Genomic DNA, 15,299 nt, shown 5'->3' with positions numbered 1-15,299 from the left:
CGGAGATCGTCGGCAGGTCCTCCCCCACCAAACACTCCGCGTATAGGGTCGGGCTGTGGTGAAGATCGCTTCGTACGGGACCTGGACCTCGCCGATCACAGCCGGCGACACCTCCAAGCCGGGTGGTGGGTTCCAGTGGGCCGACCTGCACGGTGAGCAGGTGTGGTGGGCGGAGAGCCGCCCTGCCGAGGGCGGCAGAGTGGCGCTGGTGCGCGACGGCGCGGACGTGCTGCCCGCGCCGTGGAACGCCCGCAACCGGGTGCACGAGTACGGCGGCCGGCCGTTCGTGGTGCTGGCCGATGACCGGGTGGCGTTCACGAACTGGGACGACCAGCGCGTGTACGTGTTCGACCCGGACTCCCCCGCACCTGTCGCTCTGACGCCGGAACCGGAGCGTCACCACGGCCTGCGCTACGCCGACCTGTCCGCCGGTCCGGACGGCGAGGTGTGGTGCGTGCGGGAGACGATCACCGGTGATCACCGCACCGACGTGCGGCGTGATCTCGTGGCGATCACCGCTGAGGGCGAGGTGCGGGTGCTGGGTTCCTCGCACCACTTCATGACCGGCCCGAAGATCAGCCCGGACGGCACGAAGTTCGCGTGGCTGGGCTGGAACCACCCGCAGATGCCGTGGGACGGCACCGAGCTGTGCGTCGCCGACGTCGGGTCGACCGAGCACCGCGTGGTGTCCGGTTCGGAGACCGAGGCGGTGTGCCAGTTCGAGTGGGAGGGCTCCTCGCTGCTCGCGCTGACCGATCCGGACGGCTGGTGGAACCTGTTCCGCGTCGAGCTGGACGGCACCCGCAAGAACCTCGCGCCGTGCGCGCAGGAGCTGGGCGGGCCGATGTGGCGGCTGGGCAACCGCTGGTTCGCCACCCTGGCGCCGGGCCGCTACCTGGTCGTGCGGTCGGGTCATCTGGCTGTGCTGGACGAGCGTTCGGCGACGGTGACCGATGTGGAGACCGATCTGCCGCTGTGGGCGGCGGAGCTGTCGGTGCGCGAGGGCGTGGTGGTGTGCGGCGCGGCCGGGCCGACGTCGGAGTTCGAGGTCGTCCGGCTGGACCTGTCCAACGGTGAGCTGACCTACCTGACCGGCGAGGAGACGGTGTCTTCCCCAGAGGCGGCGTACCTGCCGGTGCCGGTCGAGCGGATGTTCGGGGAGATCCCGGCGTACGTGTACGCGCCGTCGAACCCGGACTTCGCCGCGCCGGAGGGTGAGCTGCCGCCGTACGTCGTGCACGTGCACGGCGGGCCGACGGGGCGGGCGATGCCGAAGCTGGACTCCGACATCGCGTACCTGACCAGCCGCGGCATCGGCGTGGTGGCGGTGAACTACGGCGGCTCGACGGGGTACGGCCGGGCGTTCCGGGAACGGCTGCGCGAGCAGTGGGGTGTCGTGGACGTGGAGGACTGCGCGTTCGTGGCGCAGCAGCTGGCGAAGGAGGGCACCGCGGATCCCGCGCGGCTGGGCATCCGGGGTGGTTCGGCGGGTGGCTGGACGTCGGCGGCGTCGCTGACCTCCACGAACGTCTACCGGTGCGGCATGGTGGCGTTCCCGATCCTGGACCTGAAGGGCTGGACGTCGGAGGGCGGCGAGACACACGACTTCGAGTCCCGCTACGTCGAGGGCCTGGTCGGCACGCTGCCCGAGGCCGAGGACCGCTACCGCGACCGGTCGCCGTCGTCGAAGGCCCGGTCGGTGTCGGGTCCGGTGCTGCTGTTGCAGGGCCTGGAGGACGAGATCTGCCCGCCGGAGCAGGCCGACCGGTTCGCCGCGGATCTCGCGGGGTCGGGGATTCCGCACGCCTATCTGACGTTCGAGGGTGAGCAGCACGGGTTCCGCAAGGCGGAGAACATCAAGACGGCGCTGGAGGCGGAGCTGTCGTTCTACGGCCAGGCGTTCGGGTTCGTGCCGCCAGGCGTGCCCGTGCTGGAACTCTCCGAGTGAGTTTGCTGTCGCCTGGGGATCGGGTCGCGCTGGTGTCACCGGCCGGCCCGGCCCTGCCTTCGAGGGTCGCGGCGGGTGCCGAGGTGCTGCGGTCGTGGGGTCTGGAGGTCACCACACCTGTGGTGGAGCCGTGGTCGCTGTCGTATCTGGCCGGGTCCGACGAGGCGCGGGCCGCGGAGTTCGTGTCGGCTTGGTGCTCGGACGTGGCGGCGGTGTTCTGCGTGCGCGGCGGCTACGGGTGTCTGCGGATGACGGACCTGGTGCCGTGGAAGGACCTGCCACCTCGGGTTTTCGTGGGCTCGTCCGACGTGACGGTGCTGCACGCCGAGCTGAACCTCGTGGGTCAGGCGACGGTGTTCGGGCCGATGCCGGGCACCTCGGACTTCGTCGACGACCCTCTCGCGCAGTCGCGGTTGCGGGCGTTGTTGTTCGACGGCGTGTCGTCGTGGGCGGCCGGAACGGCTGTGGTGCCGGGGACCGCGCGTGGGGTGCTCACGGGTGGGAACGCGGCGTTGCTCGCGGCTTCGGTCGGCGGGCCGCGGTGGGCGCCGCCGGTCGACGGCGCGATCGCGTTGCTGGAGGACGTCGGCGAGGAGCCGTACCGGTTGGACCGGATCCTGACGCAGCTGCTGCGCGCGGGGTGGTTCGAGCCGGTGTCGGGGATCGTGCTGGGGTCGTGGACCGGCTGCGGCGATGTGTCGTCGGTACTTCTGGATCGGCTCGGTGGGCTCGGGGTGCCGGTGCTGGGTGACTTCGGGTTCGGGCACTGCGCGGGCTCGTGGTCGCTGCCTTTGGGGGTGGAGGCGTCGCTGGACGCCTCCACGGGGTCGTTGCGGCTGGTCTAGAGGATCGGCTGGGTCGCTTCGAGCCCGGCGACGGCGGCGCGCATCGCGGTGGTGAAGTCCCAGAACAGCTGGGTGGTCGTGTTCTTGCGCTGGGCCGCGGTGTTGGTGGTGAACATGCCGGCACGCAGCGGTGTCGTGGTCTCGACCTGGACGCCGGCGCCGAGCAGGGTGCGGTTGACGATGTTGCCGGGGGCGCCGCCGTCGAGCGTCGGGTGGGTGGAGGCGTCGACCGCGGCGATGCCCGCGCCGGTGAGCGCGTTGATCACCCGTGTGCGCAGGTCGGTGTTGGCGCCGCCGACGAGCGCGCAGGCCGGGTCGGGCAGCGGCCGCCAGTTGCGTTCGGCCTCGGTGACCGAGCAGCCGTGCAGCGCGACGGCGTTGAGCGCGCCCGCGGCCAGTGAGCGGGCGTAGTGGTCGTCGCAGCCGGTGGAGGTGACGTGCAGCTCGGTGTTGCCCGAGGAGCGCAGTCCTTCGAACATCCAGTGATCGTGGGTCTGACCCGAAGGCTGCAGGGTGGCCGGGTGGTAGCCGGCGATCGCCAGGCACAGTTCGGAGGTGCCGGGTTCGATGCCGCCGCCGTGCGGGGCGAACACCGCGGTGCGCCCGAACGCGGTGTGCCGCAGCATCCGCCGTCCCCAGTCGACGCCTTCGCGCAGCGCCGGGTCGCGGTAGAGGTCGCTGTAGGTGGCGTAGCCGGCCGCCTGGGCCGTTGTCGTCGCGCGGGTGAGCAGCGGAGTCGCGGCGATCAGCCCGAGAAACACACGTCTGGAAGTCCCCATGACCCGGCAGGTTAGGGGACGTTCAGTTGTTCATGGCCTCGCGTGCCGCCATCGCCGCGCGGCAGGCGTGGACGAAGTCCCAGAACACCTCGGTGGTGGTGTGGCGGCGGTCGGAGCGGGAGTTCTCGGCGAACATCGCGTTGCGCAGCGGTGTGGTGAGCTCGAGCTGGCCGCCCTGCCGGGTCTTGGTCCGGTTCGCGATGTTGGAGCGGTCGTAGCCGCCCAGTATCGGGTGGTCGACGGCGTCGATGGTGTGGAACCCGGCGCGGCGCAGCCTGGTCAGCAGCTCCAGGCGCAGCAGGGCGTCGCGGCCGCCGACGAGCACAGCGCGGTCGTGGTCTTCCAGGCCCGCGGCGGCGGCGGTGCAGCCGTGCAGGCCGAGGGCGTGGTGGGCGCCGGACACGAGGTCGCGGGCCATGCGGTCGTCGCAGTTGGACGAGGTGACGTGCAGTTCGTCGTTGGCGACCGACCGCAGGCCCTCGAACATCCAGTAGTCGTGCGTCTGGCCGATCGGCACGCGGGTCGACGGGTGGAAGCCCGCGATCGCGAGGCAGAGTTCCGAGGTGCCGATCTCGATGCCGCCGCCGTGCGGGGCGAGGACGACCGAGGGTGTGCGGGGCCGGTGCCGCTTGAAGCGACGCCGGTAGTCCACCCGTTCCACCAGTCGGGGATCGGCGTAGAGGTCGGTGTTGGACGCGTAGACGTCTAACGCCGTCCACTGAGGCTGGGGTCTCATGGCGGGCGGAAGCCTACCCGGCGTCACCCGGTCGGCCGCCGCCCGCCGGGTGAATCAGGCGTCGATCTGCTTGGGCGTCTCGTCGCCCGAGGTGATCGCGATCTTGCGGGGCTTCGCGCGTTCCGCGATGGGAATCCGCAGCGTCAGCACGCCCGCGTCGTACTTGGCGTCGATCCGGTCGGTGTCGAGCGTGTCGCCGAGGAACAGCTGCCGCGAGAACGCGCCCAGCGGCCGTTCCGACACCTGCATCTCGACGTCCTTGCCGATCGGCCGGCGCTCGGCCTTGACGGTGAGCACGTTGCGTTCGACGTCGAGCTCGATCGCGTCGGGTGCGACGCCCGGCAGGTCGAAGCAGACGACGAACTGGTCACCGTCGCGGTAGGCGTCCATCGGCATCGCCGTGGGCCGCGACCACGTGCCCGGAGTTCCGAAGACCTGCTGGGTCAGCCGGTCGAGCTCACGGAACGGGTCGGTACGCATCAACATCGGACTCCTCCTCGTTCTTGGTCTGTCAATGCGCTGCCCCTCTGTTCTAACATGTCGTCGAAACGATGACAAGTCCCGGCGTCATCGGAAGGATGACATGACGAGTGACTACGAAACTGTGCGCGCGACCGCGGCCTCTCCCGGCGACGCGAACCAGGTGCTCGCGGCGCTGATGCTGCTGCGGGACCTGCGAGACGAGCTGGCGGGCTTCGAACCGCAGCTGATCGAGGCCGCCCGTGCGCTGGGCACGAGCTGGGCGGATCTGGCGCCGGTGCTGGGTGTGGCGAGCAGGCAGGCCGCGGAACGCCGTTATCTGCGGGTTCGTCGCACCGGTGAGTCCGGGACGGGTGATCAGCGGGTGCAGGCGGAGCGGGATCGGCGGGCGGGTGACAAGGCGGTGGCGGCGTGGGCGCGGGAGAACGCGGGTGTGCTGCGGATGCTGGCCGCGCAGGTCGGGCCGCACGCCGCGGCGGTGCAGCAGGCACTCGGCGGTGAGGACGCGGCGGGTCTGCTGGGGCCGCTGGCTGACGCCGGGCCGGGGTTGCGGGCGGGTCATCCGGGGCTGGCGGAGCAGATCGCGGAGATCGGGGCGCGGACGGACCAGTTGCGCACGGATGCGCGGCACCGGCGCTCTGACTAGCGTCGAGGTATGCGGCTCACCTCGGTCTCCGTGGGTACTGAACGGCCACGCGAGCTCGCCGAGTTCTACGCCCGGCTGCTGGGCACGACCGTGGCGCTGGCGGAGGACGACTGGGCGCTGGTGCGGGCACCGGGCGGGTTGTCGGTGGGGTTCGAGCGCGAGAGGCACTTCCGCCGGCCGGTGTGGCCGAGTGTGGCGGGTGAGCAGACGGCGTCGCAGCACCTGGACATCGAGGTCGACGACGGCGATCTCGACGCGGCGGTCGCGCACGCCGTGGCGTGTGGCGCGGTCCTGGCGAACGAGCAGCCGCAGGCGCACGTGCGGGTGTTGTTCGACCCGCACGGTCATCCGTTCTGCCTGTGGCTAGACCCGGAGCGCGAGTAGCCGGCCGGGCCAGGTTCCGTTCTTGGCGGAGAAGGTCGCGACCGGGGTGAAGCCCTGCTTCTCGTAGTAGGCGACGAGCCGGTGGTCGTCGCCGTCGTAGCAGTCGACGCGCAGCAGCCCGACTCCGGCGGCGCGGGCTTCGGCGCGGGCGTGGGCCAGCAGCGTGGCTCCGACGCCCGCACCGGTGAAGGCCCGTGCGGCGACCAGCAACGAGACGTAGTGCTCGGGTTCGGGCGCTGGTGGCACGTAGTCGGGTGACGTGGTCGAGGTGATGATCACGCCCGCGGCGGCGCCGTCGATCATCGCGAGCCAGACGGTGCCGGACGTGGCGAGTGAGGTGAACCGGTCGACCGCGGCCGGGACACCGGACCAGTGGTCGGTGCCCCACTGGCCGGTGCGGCCGCGTGCGGCGAGCCAGTCCTGGGCGTCGTCGAGCATCCGCATGATCGCGGGCACGTCGGCCGGCCCGCCCCTCACCACGTCCATGGACCTACAGGTACACGGCCCCGCAGGCATCCGGTGCCTGCGGGGCCGGCAACTCGGGACCTACAGGTACTTCTTGAGCTCCCGCTTGGCCAGCGACATGCGGTGGACCTCGTCGGGGCCGTCGGCGATGCGCAGGGTGCGGGTGGCGGCCCAGAGCTCGGCGAGCGGGGTGTCCTGGCTGACGCCCGCGCCGCCGTGGGCCTGGATGGCCTTGTCGAGGACCCATTCGGTCATCAGCGGGGTGCCGATCTTGATGGCCTGGATCTCGGTGTGGGCGCCCTTGTTGCCGACTGTGTCCATCAGCCACGCGGTCTTCAGCACCAGCAGGCGGGCCTGTTCGATGCGGACGCGGGCCTCGGCGATCCACTCGTGCACGACGCCCTGGGTGGCGATGGGCTTGCCGAACGCCACGCGCGACGACGCGCGACGGCACAGCAGTTCGAGGGCGCGTTCGGCGATGCCGATCAGGCGCATGCAGTGGTGGATGCGGCCGGGGCCGAGACGCGCCTGCGCGATGGCGAAGCCCTCTCCCTCACCGGAGATGAGGTTCGAGGCCGGGACGCGGACGTTCTCGAAGACGATCTCGGCGTGGCCGCCGTGGGCGTAGTCCTGGTAGCCGAAGACGGTCATGGCGCGCTTGACGGTGATGCCGGGGGTGTCGCGCGGGACGAGGATCTGCGACTGCTGGCGGTGCCGGTCGGCGGACGGGTCGGTCTTGCCCATGACGATGAAGATGGCGCAGTTGGGGTTCATCGCGCCGGAGGACCACCACTTGCGGCCGTTGATGACGTAGTCGTCACCGTCGCGTTCGATGCGGGTGGCGATGTTGGTGGCGTCGGAGGAGGCGACGTCGGGTTCGGTCATGCAAAAGGCGGAGCGGATCTCGCCGTCGAGCAACGGCTGCAGCCACTGCTTCTTCTGCTCGTCGGTGCCGAACATCGTCAGCACCTCCATGTTGCCCGTGTCCGGCGCGGCGCAGTTCAACGCCTCCGGGGCGAGGTGGGGGCTGCGGCCGGTGATCTCGGCCAGCGGCGCGTACTGCAGGTTCGTGAGGCCGTCGCTGTGCTCGGGGTGGAAGAGGTTCCACAGGCCCTGCTTGCGGGCCTCGGCCTTCAGCTCTTCCAGGATCGGCTGGCGTTCCCACGGGTCGGCGGCGTCGTGCAGCTGCTGTTCCAGCACGGCTTCGGCCGGGTAGACGTAGGAGTCCATGAAGGCGAGCAGCTTCGTGCGCAGTTCCTCGGTCTTGGCGTCGTAGGCGAAGTCCATGACTCAGAGCTCCTTGTCGGCGGCGGCGAGACCCAGCCGCACGAGGGGGACGGTGAACGCGCCGAGCTCTTCGAAGCCGGCGCCGACGGTCTTGCCGCTGGCGAAGCGGTAGTGGATGCCTTCGACGATGACGGCGAGCTTGAAGTAGCCGAAGGCGATGTACCAGCCGAGGCCGGAGGTGTCGATGCCGGTGCGGGTGGTGTAGCGGGCGACGAGCTCGTCGGCGGAGAGGAACCCGGGCATCGACGGGACGCTGCCGGTGATGGGGTCGTTCTCGACGGCGAGGCCCTGCCAGTAGACGTAGAGCAGGCCGAGGTCGGCGAGCGGGTCGCCGAGGGTGGCCATCTCCCAGTCCAGCACCGCGCTGATCCGCAGCGGCGACTCGGTGACCAGCGCGTTGTCGAGGCGGTAGTCGCCGTGGATGATCGCGACGCGCGAGGAGTCCGGGACGGTGGAGGCGAGCTTGTCGCGCAGTTCGTCGATGCCGGGCAGGTCGCGGCTGCGGGAGGCGTCGAGCTGCTTGCCCCATCGCTTGACCTGTCGCGCGAGGAACCCCTCCGGCCGCCCGAAGTCGCCGAGACCGACCGAGTCGGGGTCGACGGAGTGCAGGTCGGCGAGCACGTCGACGAGCTTGCGCGACAGCACGGTCGCCTTCTCGGAGTTGAGCCACGGGCACTGCTTGCGTTCGCGCAGCGCCACGCCGGACATCTCCGACATGAGGTAGAACGGCGCGCCGATGACGGAGGTGTCCTCGACGAGCTGGTGTGCGTGCGGGACGGGCACGTTCGTGCCCTCCAGCGCGGAGATGACGCGGAACTCGCGGGCCATGTCGTGCGCGGTCGCGAGGACGTGGCCGAGTGGCGGGCGGCGCAGGACCCACCGCTGGGTGCCGTCGGTGACGCGGTAGGTCAGGTTGGAGCGGCCACCGGGGAACAGCTCACCGGTCAGCGGGCCTGTGCCGAGGTGCGTGGCCAGTGCCCCGAGGTCGAGGCCGGGAAGATCGGTCACTGGGTCGTCGGTCACAGGGTCACTCCGAGGGTGGCGAGGTTGGCGCGGGTGTCGTCGGCGGTGGTGTGGCGGAACGCGTGCATGCCGACGGCTTGGGCGGCTTCGACGTTGACGGGTGCGTCGTCGAAGAACACGGACCTCTCGGCGGGCAGGCCGATCTGGTCGATGGTGTGGCGGTAGATGCGCTCGTCGGGCTTGCGCAGGCCGATGCGGCCGCTGATCACGACGGTGTCGAACAGCTCGATGAGCAGGTCTTTCGGGTAGCCCTCGCCCCAGCTGTTGGACAGCAGCGCGGTGTGCAGGCCGGCGGCGCGGGCCTTGCGGACGAGCTCGACCATCGCCGGGTCGGGCGCCGCACCGCCGAACATGCGCTTGAGCAGCCCGTTCTCGTCGATCTTCGCGCCCGTCGTCGTGATGAGCTCGGCGGCGAGCAGCCGTTCGAACTCGGGCACCGTCAGCTCACCTGTCTCCAGGCGGAAGACGGGGTTGTCCGGGACCGCGTCGCGGCTGAGCCACTCGCGCATGATCCGACCGTAGACCTCGCGGTCGATGGCCTCGGCGCGCAGCCACGCGCCGACGAACTCGGGCACGGAGACCGTCATGACCCCGCCCCAGTCGAAAACGAGCGCGTCGACGAGAGGCTGCTCCGGAAGTGTCGTGTCACCCACGGACAGGAGGGTACCGACCGGTCGGTATGTCGGCAACAGGTGATCGCCACATCCACCTTCGGATGATGGAACATGTTCCCCTTCAGCGGTTTTATCCCTTTGCGGACCTCGATACGTTCGAGTCCGAAGGGGGTTCAACAACTGATGTCGAGGATTCTGACGGCGGCCGCGGTCGCCGCGATGGCGCTCGCCCTCATCCAGGTCCCAGGGGCTCAGGCACGGGGTGACGGACGGGTCGTCCAGACCGACAAAGGTGCGGTCGAAGGCACAGTGACCAGCACGTATCGCACGTTCGGCAACATCCCGTTCGCCGCCGCACCGGTCGGCGCGAACCGGTGGCGCGATCCGCAGCCGGTCACGCGATGGCAGGGCGTGCGGGACGCGACGAAGCCGAGCCCGGCGTGTGCGCAGACGGAGCTGCTGGGCCAGCCGGCGTCGGAGACCGAGGACTGCCTGCATCTGAACGTCACCACACCGGCTGAGAACTCGCGCAAGCCGCGGCCGGTGATGGTGTGGATCCACGGCGGCGGGTTCACCACCGGTGCGGCGAACGTGTTCGACGCGAAGTGGCTGGCGGTGAAGAACGACGTCGTCGTGGTGACGATCAACTACCGGCTCGGGGTGTTCGGCAACTTCGGCTATCCCGGCTTGCCGGGGTCGGGCACGTTCGGCATCGCGGACCAGCAGGCCGCGTTGAGGTGGGTGCAGCGCAACGCGCGTGCGTTCGGCGGTGACGCCCGGAATGTGACGATCTTCGGTGAGTCCGCGGGTGGGCTGAGTGTGTGTGCTCAGCTGGCATCACCGGGTGCGGCGGGGCTGTTCCACAAGGCGGTCATCCAGTCGGGGGCATGTGCGCTCACGATCCCTGACGCGCCGGGCGAGTTCGTGACGTTCTGGCGGCCTCAGGCCGAGGTGGAGAAGGTGGGCGCGGCACAGCAGCTGGGGTGTGCGGACATCGCGTGCCTGCGCGGGTTGCCGGTCGCGAAGTTGCTGACCGTGCACAACACCTTCGCGTTCCCGGCGTACGACTCGCGGGTGCTGCCGGTCGACCCGGCGGTGGCGCAGAAGACCGGCCGGGTTCACCGGGTGCCGACGCTGGTGGGGTCGACGCACGACGAGGCGAACCTGATGGTGGGGCTGAACCAGCCCGTGCCGGTGCCCGACGCGCAGTACCGGGTCAGCGTGGCGGGCCTGTTCGGCGAGGAGATCGCTGATCAGGTCGTCGCCCGCTACCCGCTCAACGGCAACGGCGACATCCGCGACGAGGTCGCGGCGGCGCTGACGGATCACTCGTGGGCGTGCCCGATCCAGGACACGCGCCGCTACCTGGGGCGCCGGATGCCGGTGTCGGGCTACGAGTTCGCCGACCCGAACGCGCCCGCGATCTTCCCCGGCCTGCCGCCGTTCCCCGGTGGCTACCGGGCCTATCACGCCTCGGAGCTGCCGTTGCTGTTCGACATGGGCGTGCAGCTCTCGCCGGGTCAAAGGGAGTTGTCGGACCACATGGTCACGGCGTGGGGCCGGTTCGCGCGCACGGGTCATCCGGGGTGGCGGGCGGACGTGCAGTCGCTGGCACCCGGAGCCGTCGGGCCGACCGACTTCGTGACCGATCACCAGTGCGGATTTTGGGGGCAGCAGTGAGGAAAGCATTGACGGCGGCCATTGCCGCCGCGCTCGCGTTCACGATCTCGGAGGCCCCGGCTCAGGCCGAGGGTGACGGCCGGATCGTCATGACCGACAAGGGTGCCGTGTCCGGCACGGTGACCAGCACTTATCGGACGTTCGGGAACATCCCGTTCGCCGCTGCGCCGGTGGGTGGGAACCGGTGGCGCGATCCGCAGCCGGCCGCGAGGTGGCAGGGCGTGCGGGACGCGACGAAGCCGAGCCCGATGTGTGCGCAGGACGGGCTGCTGGGCGAGCCGGCGTCGGAGACCGAGGACTGCCTGTACTTGAACGTCACGACACCGGCCGGGAACGCGAAGAAGCCTCGGCCGGTGATGGTGTGGATCCACGGCGGCGGGTTCGCCGGTGGTGCCGCGTACATGTACGACGCGCGGTGGCTCGCGACGAAGAACGACGCCGTGGTCGTGACCATCAACTACCGGCTCGGTGTTTTCGGGTTCTTCGGCTATCCCGGGCTTCCCGGATCGGGTGCGTTCGGCATCGCCGACCAGCAGGCGGCACTGAAGTGGGTGCAGCGCAACGCGCGTGCGTTCGGCGGTGACGCCCGGAATGTGACGATCTTCGGCGAGTCGGCCGGTGGATTGAGTGTGTGTGCTCAGCTGGCATCACCGGGTGCGGCGGGGCTGTTCCACAAGGCGATCATCCAGTCCGGGCCCTGCGCGATCACGTCCCCGTCCCAGCCGCCGGGGACTTCCGTGAAGGCTTGGAAGCCGCGGGCCGAGGTGGAGCAGCTGGGTGCACAACAGCCGCTGGGGTGTGCGGACATCACGTGCTTGCGGGCGTTGCCGGTGGCGAAGCTGTTGCCGGTGCACGGGGTGTTCGTGTCCCCGGCGTTCGGCACGAGGGTGTTGCCGATCGACCCGGTGGTGGCGCAGCGGACCGGGCTGATGCACCGGGTGCCGACGCTGGTCGGGTCGACGCACGACGAGGCGACGTTGTTCATCGGCCTGTTGCAGCGGGCGCCGGTCCCGGAGGCCGCGTACCGGGTCGCGGTCGCGGGGATGTACGGGGAGAGCGACGCGGACCGGATCGTGGCTCGCTATCCGGTGAACGGCAACGGGGACGCGCGTGACGAGCTCGCCAGGATCCTGACGGACGGGTCGTGGGCGTGCGCGTCGCACGACACGCGTCAGCAGCTGGGCCGCGTCACGAGGGTGTCGGGCTACGAGTTCGCGGATCCGAACGTGCCGTTGATCTTCCCCGACATGCCCGAGTTCCCCGGCGGCTACCGGGCCTATCACGCCTCGGAGCTGCCGTTGCTGTTCGACATGGGCGAGCAGCTCTCACCGCGGCAGCGGGAGCTGTCCGACTACATGATCGCCGCGTGGGGCCGGTTCGCGCGCACGGGTGATCCCGGATGGAGGGCTGAGGTGCAGTCACTGGCCGCCGGTGACATCAGGCCGACGGAGTTCGTGAAGGACCACAACTGCGCGTTTTGGGGGCAATCGTGAGGAAGATGCTGACCGCTGCCGTCGCCGCGGTGATGGCGTTCGCGGTCGCCGTCCCGGCGTCGGCTTCGAACGGCGCCGTGGTGCGGACGGACAAAGGACTGGTCGCGGGCACGGTGACCAGCACTTATCGGACGTTCGGCAACATCCCGTTCGCGGCGCCGCCGGTGGGTGAGAACCGGTGGCGTGACCCGCAGCCGGCCGCGAGGTGGCAGGGCGTGCGGGACGCGACGAGGCCGAGCCCGGTCTGTGCGCAGAACTCGCAGCTCGGACAGCCGGGTTCGGAGACTGAGGACTGCCTCCGTCTGAACGTCACGACGCCGGCTCGGCGGTCGGTGAAGCCGCGGCCGGTGATGGTGTGGATCCACGGCGGGGCGTTCACCGGTGGCTCGGCCGCGATGTACGACGCGCGGTGGCTGGCGACGAAGAACGACGTCGTCGTGGTGACCGTGAACTACCGGCTGGGGGTGTTCGGGTTCTTCGGTCACCCCGGGCTGCCGGGGTCGGGGGCGTTCGGGCTCGCCGACCAGCAGGCGGCACTCGAGTGGGTGCAGCGCAACGCGAGGGCGTTCGGCGGTGACACGCAGAACGTGACGATCTTCGGTGAGTCCGCGGGCGGGCTGAGCGTCTGCGCGCTGCTGGCGTCGCCGCGGGCGGCGGGGCTGTTCCACAAGGCGATCAGCCAGTCGGGTCCGTGCGGGCTGACCGCGGCGTCGCTGACGGAGCCGGGCAGGTTCAGGACGCTGTGGCGGTCGCGTTCGGAGGTGGAGGACCTCGGCTCGGGCGCGCTGGGCTGTGCCGACGTCGCGTGCCTGCGCGCGCAGCCGGTGGCGAAGCTGCTGACGGTGCACGAGCAGTTCGGATTCCCGGCGTACGACACGGCGGTCATGCCGATCGATCCGGTCGTGGCGCAGCGGACGGGCCGGATGCATCACGTGCCGACGCTGGTGGGCACGACGCACGACGAGGTCACGTTGTTCGCGCCGCTGATCTTCCCGCAGCCGATCCCGGAGGCGGGGTACCGGCAGGTGCTGGCGGGGCTGTTCGGGGAGGGACTCGCGGACACGGTCGCCGCGCGGTACCCGGTCAACGGCAACGACGACGCGCGGGACGAGGTCGCGCGCGTGCTGACGGACAAGTCGTTCTCGTGCCCCTCGCACGTGGCGCGCAAGGAGCTGGGCCGGTACGCACGGGTGTCGGGGTTCGAGTTCGCCGATGAGGACGTGCCGCTGATCTTCCCGCTACCGCCGTTCCCTGACTACGGCGCCTACCACGGCTCGGAGCTGCTGATGCTGTTCGAGTTCCCCGGCGTCACGTTGTCGCCGGAGCAGCGGAAGGTGTCGGACTACATGATCGCCGCGTGGGGCCGGTTCGCGCGGACCGGGGATCCGGGGTGGCGTTCGGCGGTGCAGTCGCTGGCACCCGGAGCAATCGGGGGAACTGATTTCGTCCGGGATCACCGGTGCGGGTTCTGGTCGTCCATTCTGTGACTCATGCCCGGCTACCGCGAGCTCGCCCGCGACGGTGAGTTCCGCGCCCTGTTCGTGGCGCACGTGGTGTCGGTGGCCGGGGACCAGTTGTCGCGGGTCGCGCTGACGGTGCACGTCTACGACCGCACCGCCAGCGCGGGCCTGACCGCGCTGACCTATGCGTTGACGTTTCTACCGGACCTGGTCGGCGGGCCCCTGCTCTCAGGGCTCGCCGACCGTTTCGCCCGTAAAGAAGTGATGGTGGCCACCGACCTCGTGCGGGCGGCCCTGTTGTTGTTCATGGCGGTGCCGCTGCTGCCCCTGTGGGCGCTGGCGGCACTGCTGGTGCTGGTGCAGTTCGCCGGGGCACCGCACGGGGCGGCGCGGGCGGCACTGTTGCCGCAGATCCTGCCCGACGAGCGGTATCCGATGGGTCAGGCGGTGCTGGGCACCGTGTCGCAGGCCGCCCAGGTCGCGGGGTTCCTCGTCGGCGGCGCGCTGGTGGCGTGGTGGGGGCCCGGGCTGGTGCTGGTCGCGGACGGGGTGACGTTCGGGCTCTCGGCGTTCCTTCTCTCGGTGTTCCTGCTCGATCGGCCCGCACCGGAGCGGCCGCACGTGCGGGCGTGGCCGGCGGACCTGGTGGGCGGGGCCAGGCTGGTGTGGGGTGATCGGCGGTTGCGGGCGCTGGTGGCGCTCGCGTGCGTCTCGGGGTTCTACATCGTCGGCGAGGCGTTGGCCGCGCCGTACGCCTCGCAGCTGGGTGCGGGGCCGACGGCCGTCGGGGCCATCTTCGGCGCCTACGCGCTGGGGACGGTCGTGGGGATGTTGCTGGTGGCGCGGTTGAGCGAGACGGCTCAGCTGCGGGTGATGCCGTGGCTGGCGATCGCCGCGTGCGCTGTCCTTGTCCCGGCCGCGCTGCGGCCGGGTCTCGCCGTCAGTGTGGGGTTGTTCGCGCTGTCCGGCGCGGCCAGTGCGTATCACCTGGTCGCGAACACGTCGTTCGTGCGGGCGGTGCCGGATTCGTCGCGCGGGCAGGCGTTCGGTCTGGCCGTCACGGCGTTGCGCGTGTCCCAGGGGGTGGGGGTGGCGCTGGCCGGTCTGGCAGCCGAGAAGGTCGCGGTGCACCAGGTCGTCGCCGCCGCCGGAGCACTGGGCGTGCTCGCGGCCGGCGGTGCGGCGGTGGTGTGGTGGGTCAGCGGGTCTCGCTCGAACGCCAGTCGTTCGGACGCTTCCAGTCGTTCGGACGCTTCCAGTCGTTCGGACGGACCGGACGCGGAGAGGAGGAGGTACGGACGATCATGACTGCTCCTATGGGTGTTCGTTGCGTGGAGTGAGGTAGGGCTTTCCGGGGGTGCATTCTGTGAGGACTACTCACGGTGAGGTCCCCCACATGGAGCCACGACTTTGCGTTACCCGGTAGCTACAGTTGTTTGTTCCTGACGGTGGTGTGGGG

Annotated in this window: 15 protein-coding genes; 8 read left to right on the top strand and 7 right to left on the bottom strand. The window is 70.4% G+C overall.

From position 1 onward, the window contains the following. The first annotated feature begins 55 nt into the window (after positions 1-55). Both LFM09_RS18575 and LFM09_RS18570 read left to right on the top strand, forming a co-directional pair. The gene (locus tag LFM09_RS18575; protein ID WP_414097726.1) at positions 56-1,948 is read left to right on the top strand and encodes a prolyl oligopeptidase family serine peptidase; all 1,893 of its coding nucleotides are present in this window, start codon (positions 56-58) and stop codon (positions 1,946-1,948) included. Further along, positions 1,945-2,793 (top strand): S66 peptidase family protein, encoded by an 849-nt coding sequence (locus LFM09_RS18570; RefSeq protein ID WP_414097725.1) that lies wholly within the window; start codon positions 1,945-1,947, stop codon positions 2,791-2,793. The genes LFM09_RS18575 and LFM09_RS18570 overlap by 4 nt, the downstream gene beginning before the upstream one ends. On the opposite strand, the gene LFM09_RS18565 is transcribed toward LFM09_RS18570, so the two are convergent. Genes LFM09_RS18565 through LFM09_RS18555 form a run of 3 tightly spaced genes read right to left on the bottom strand, consistent with a single transcriptional unit; the run spans position 2,790 to position 4,794 of the window. Continuing rightward, positions 2,790-3,572 (bottom strand): poly-gamma-glutamate hydrolase family protein, encoded by a 783-nt coding sequence (locus LFM09_RS18565; RefSeq protein WP_414097724.1) that lies wholly within the window; start codon positions 3,570-3,572, stop codon positions 2,790-2,792. The genes LFM09_RS18570 and LFM09_RS18565 overlap by 4 nt on opposite strands. 22 nt (positions 3,573-3,594) lie before the next feature. Next, the gene (locus LFM09_RS18560) at positions 3,595-4,308 is read right to left on the bottom strand and encodes a poly-gamma-glutamate hydrolase family protein (RefSeq protein ID WP_414097723.1); all 714 of its coding nucleotides are present in this window, start codon (positions 4,306-4,308) and stop codon (positions 3,595-3,597) included. 54 nt (positions 4,309-4,362) lie between these two features. Next, entirely contained in the window at positions 4,363-4,794 is a 432-nt protein-coding gene (locus LFM09_RS18555) for an Hsp20/alpha crystallin family protein (RefSeq protein WP_414097722.1), read from the bottom strand. 97 nt (positions 4,795-4,891) lie between these two features. Between LFM09_RS18555 and LFM09_RS18550 the strand changes: the two genes are divergently transcribed. Continuing rightward, positions 4,892-5,434 (top strand): HSP18 transcriptional regulator, encoded by a 543-nt coding sequence (locus tag LFM09_RS18550; protein WP_414097721.1) that lies wholly within the window; start codon positions 4,892-4,894, stop codon positions 5,432-5,434. 9 nt (positions 5,435-5,443) lie between these two features. Then, positions 5,444-5,818: a VOC family protein gene (locus LFM09_RS18545; protein WP_414097720.1), complete on the top strand. Its 375-nt coding sequence runs from the start codon at positions 5,444-5,446 to the stop codon at positions 5,816-5,818. On the opposite strand, the gene LFM09_RS18540 is transcribed toward LFM09_RS18545, so the two are convergent. The 4 genes from LFM09_RS18540 to LFM09_RS18525 are packed head-to-tail and all read right to left on the bottom strand — an operon-like array spanning position 5,798 to position 9,246. Continuing rightward, on the bottom strand, positions 5,798-6,304 hold the full coding sequence (locus tag LFM09_RS18540; RefSeq protein WP_414097719.1) for a GNAT family N-acetyltransferase: 507 nt from the start codon (positions 6,302-6,304) through the stop codon (positions 5,798-5,800). The two genes, LFM09_RS18545 and LFM09_RS18540, sit on opposite strands and share 21 nt — an antisense overlap. A 60-nt stretch (positions 6,305-6,364) precedes the next feature. After that, entirely contained in the window at positions 6,365-7,570 is a 1,206-nt protein-coding gene (locus LFM09_RS18535) for an acyl-CoA dehydrogenase family protein (protein ID WP_414097718.1), read from the bottom strand. Positions 7,571-7,573: 3 nt separating this feature from the next. Further along, positions 7,574-8,593, bottom strand: a complete 1,020-nt coding sequence (locus LFM09_RS18530) for a phosphotransferase family protein (RefSeq protein WP_414097717.1) — start codon at positions 8,591-8,593, stop codon at positions 7,574-7,576. Then, positions 8,590-9,246: an HAD family hydrolase gene (locus tag LFM09_RS18525; RefSeq protein ID WP_414097716.1), complete on the bottom strand. Its 657-nt coding sequence runs from the start codon at positions 9,244-9,246 to the stop codon at positions 8,590-8,592. Before LFM09_RS18525 ends, LFM09_RS18530 begins: the two co-directional genes overlap by 4 nt. 144 nt (positions 9,247-9,390) lie before the next feature. Here LFM09_RS18525 and LFM09_RS18520 point away from each other — a divergent pair, with 144 nt between their 5' ends. The 4 genes from LFM09_RS18520 to LFM09_RS18505 are packed head-to-tail and all read left to right on the top strand — an operon-like array spanning position 9,391 to position 15,148. Further along, complete coding sequence (locus LFM09_RS18520) at positions 9,391-10,887, top strand: carboxylesterase/lipase family protein (protein WP_414097715.1); 1,497 nt, start codon at positions 9,391-9,393, stop codon at positions 10,885-10,887. Further along, positions 10,884-12,380, top strand: coding sequence for a carboxylesterase/lipase family protein (locus tag LFM09_RS18515; protein WP_414097714.1), 1,497 nt, complete (start codon positions 10,884-10,886; stop codon positions 12,378-12,380). Before LFM09_RS18520 ends, LFM09_RS18515 begins: the two co-directional genes overlap by 4 nt. A gap of 5 nt (positions 12,381-12,385) precedes the next feature. Then, positions 12,386-13,867 carry a carboxylesterase/lipase family protein gene (locus tag LFM09_RS18510; protein ID WP_414097713.1) on the top strand — a complete coding sequence of 494 codons (1,482 nt, stop codon included), beginning with the start codon at positions 12,386-12,388 and terminating at the stop codon, positions 13,865-13,867. Between the two features lie 3 nt (positions 13,868-13,870). Next, complete coding sequence (locus LFM09_RS18505) at positions 13,871-15,148, top strand: MFS transporter (protein WP_414097712.1); 1,278 nt, start codon at positions 13,871-13,873, stop codon at positions 15,146-15,148. The last annotated feature ends 151 nt before the right edge of the window (positions 15,149-15,299 follow it).

Source organism: Lentzea alba (assembly GCF_047445655.1).
Classification (GTDB): domain Bacteria; phylum Actinomycetota; class Actinomycetes; order Mycobacteriales; family Pseudonocardiaceae; genus Lentzea; species Lentzea alba_A.
This window is presented reverse-complemented; position numbering and strand designations above follow the sequence as displayed.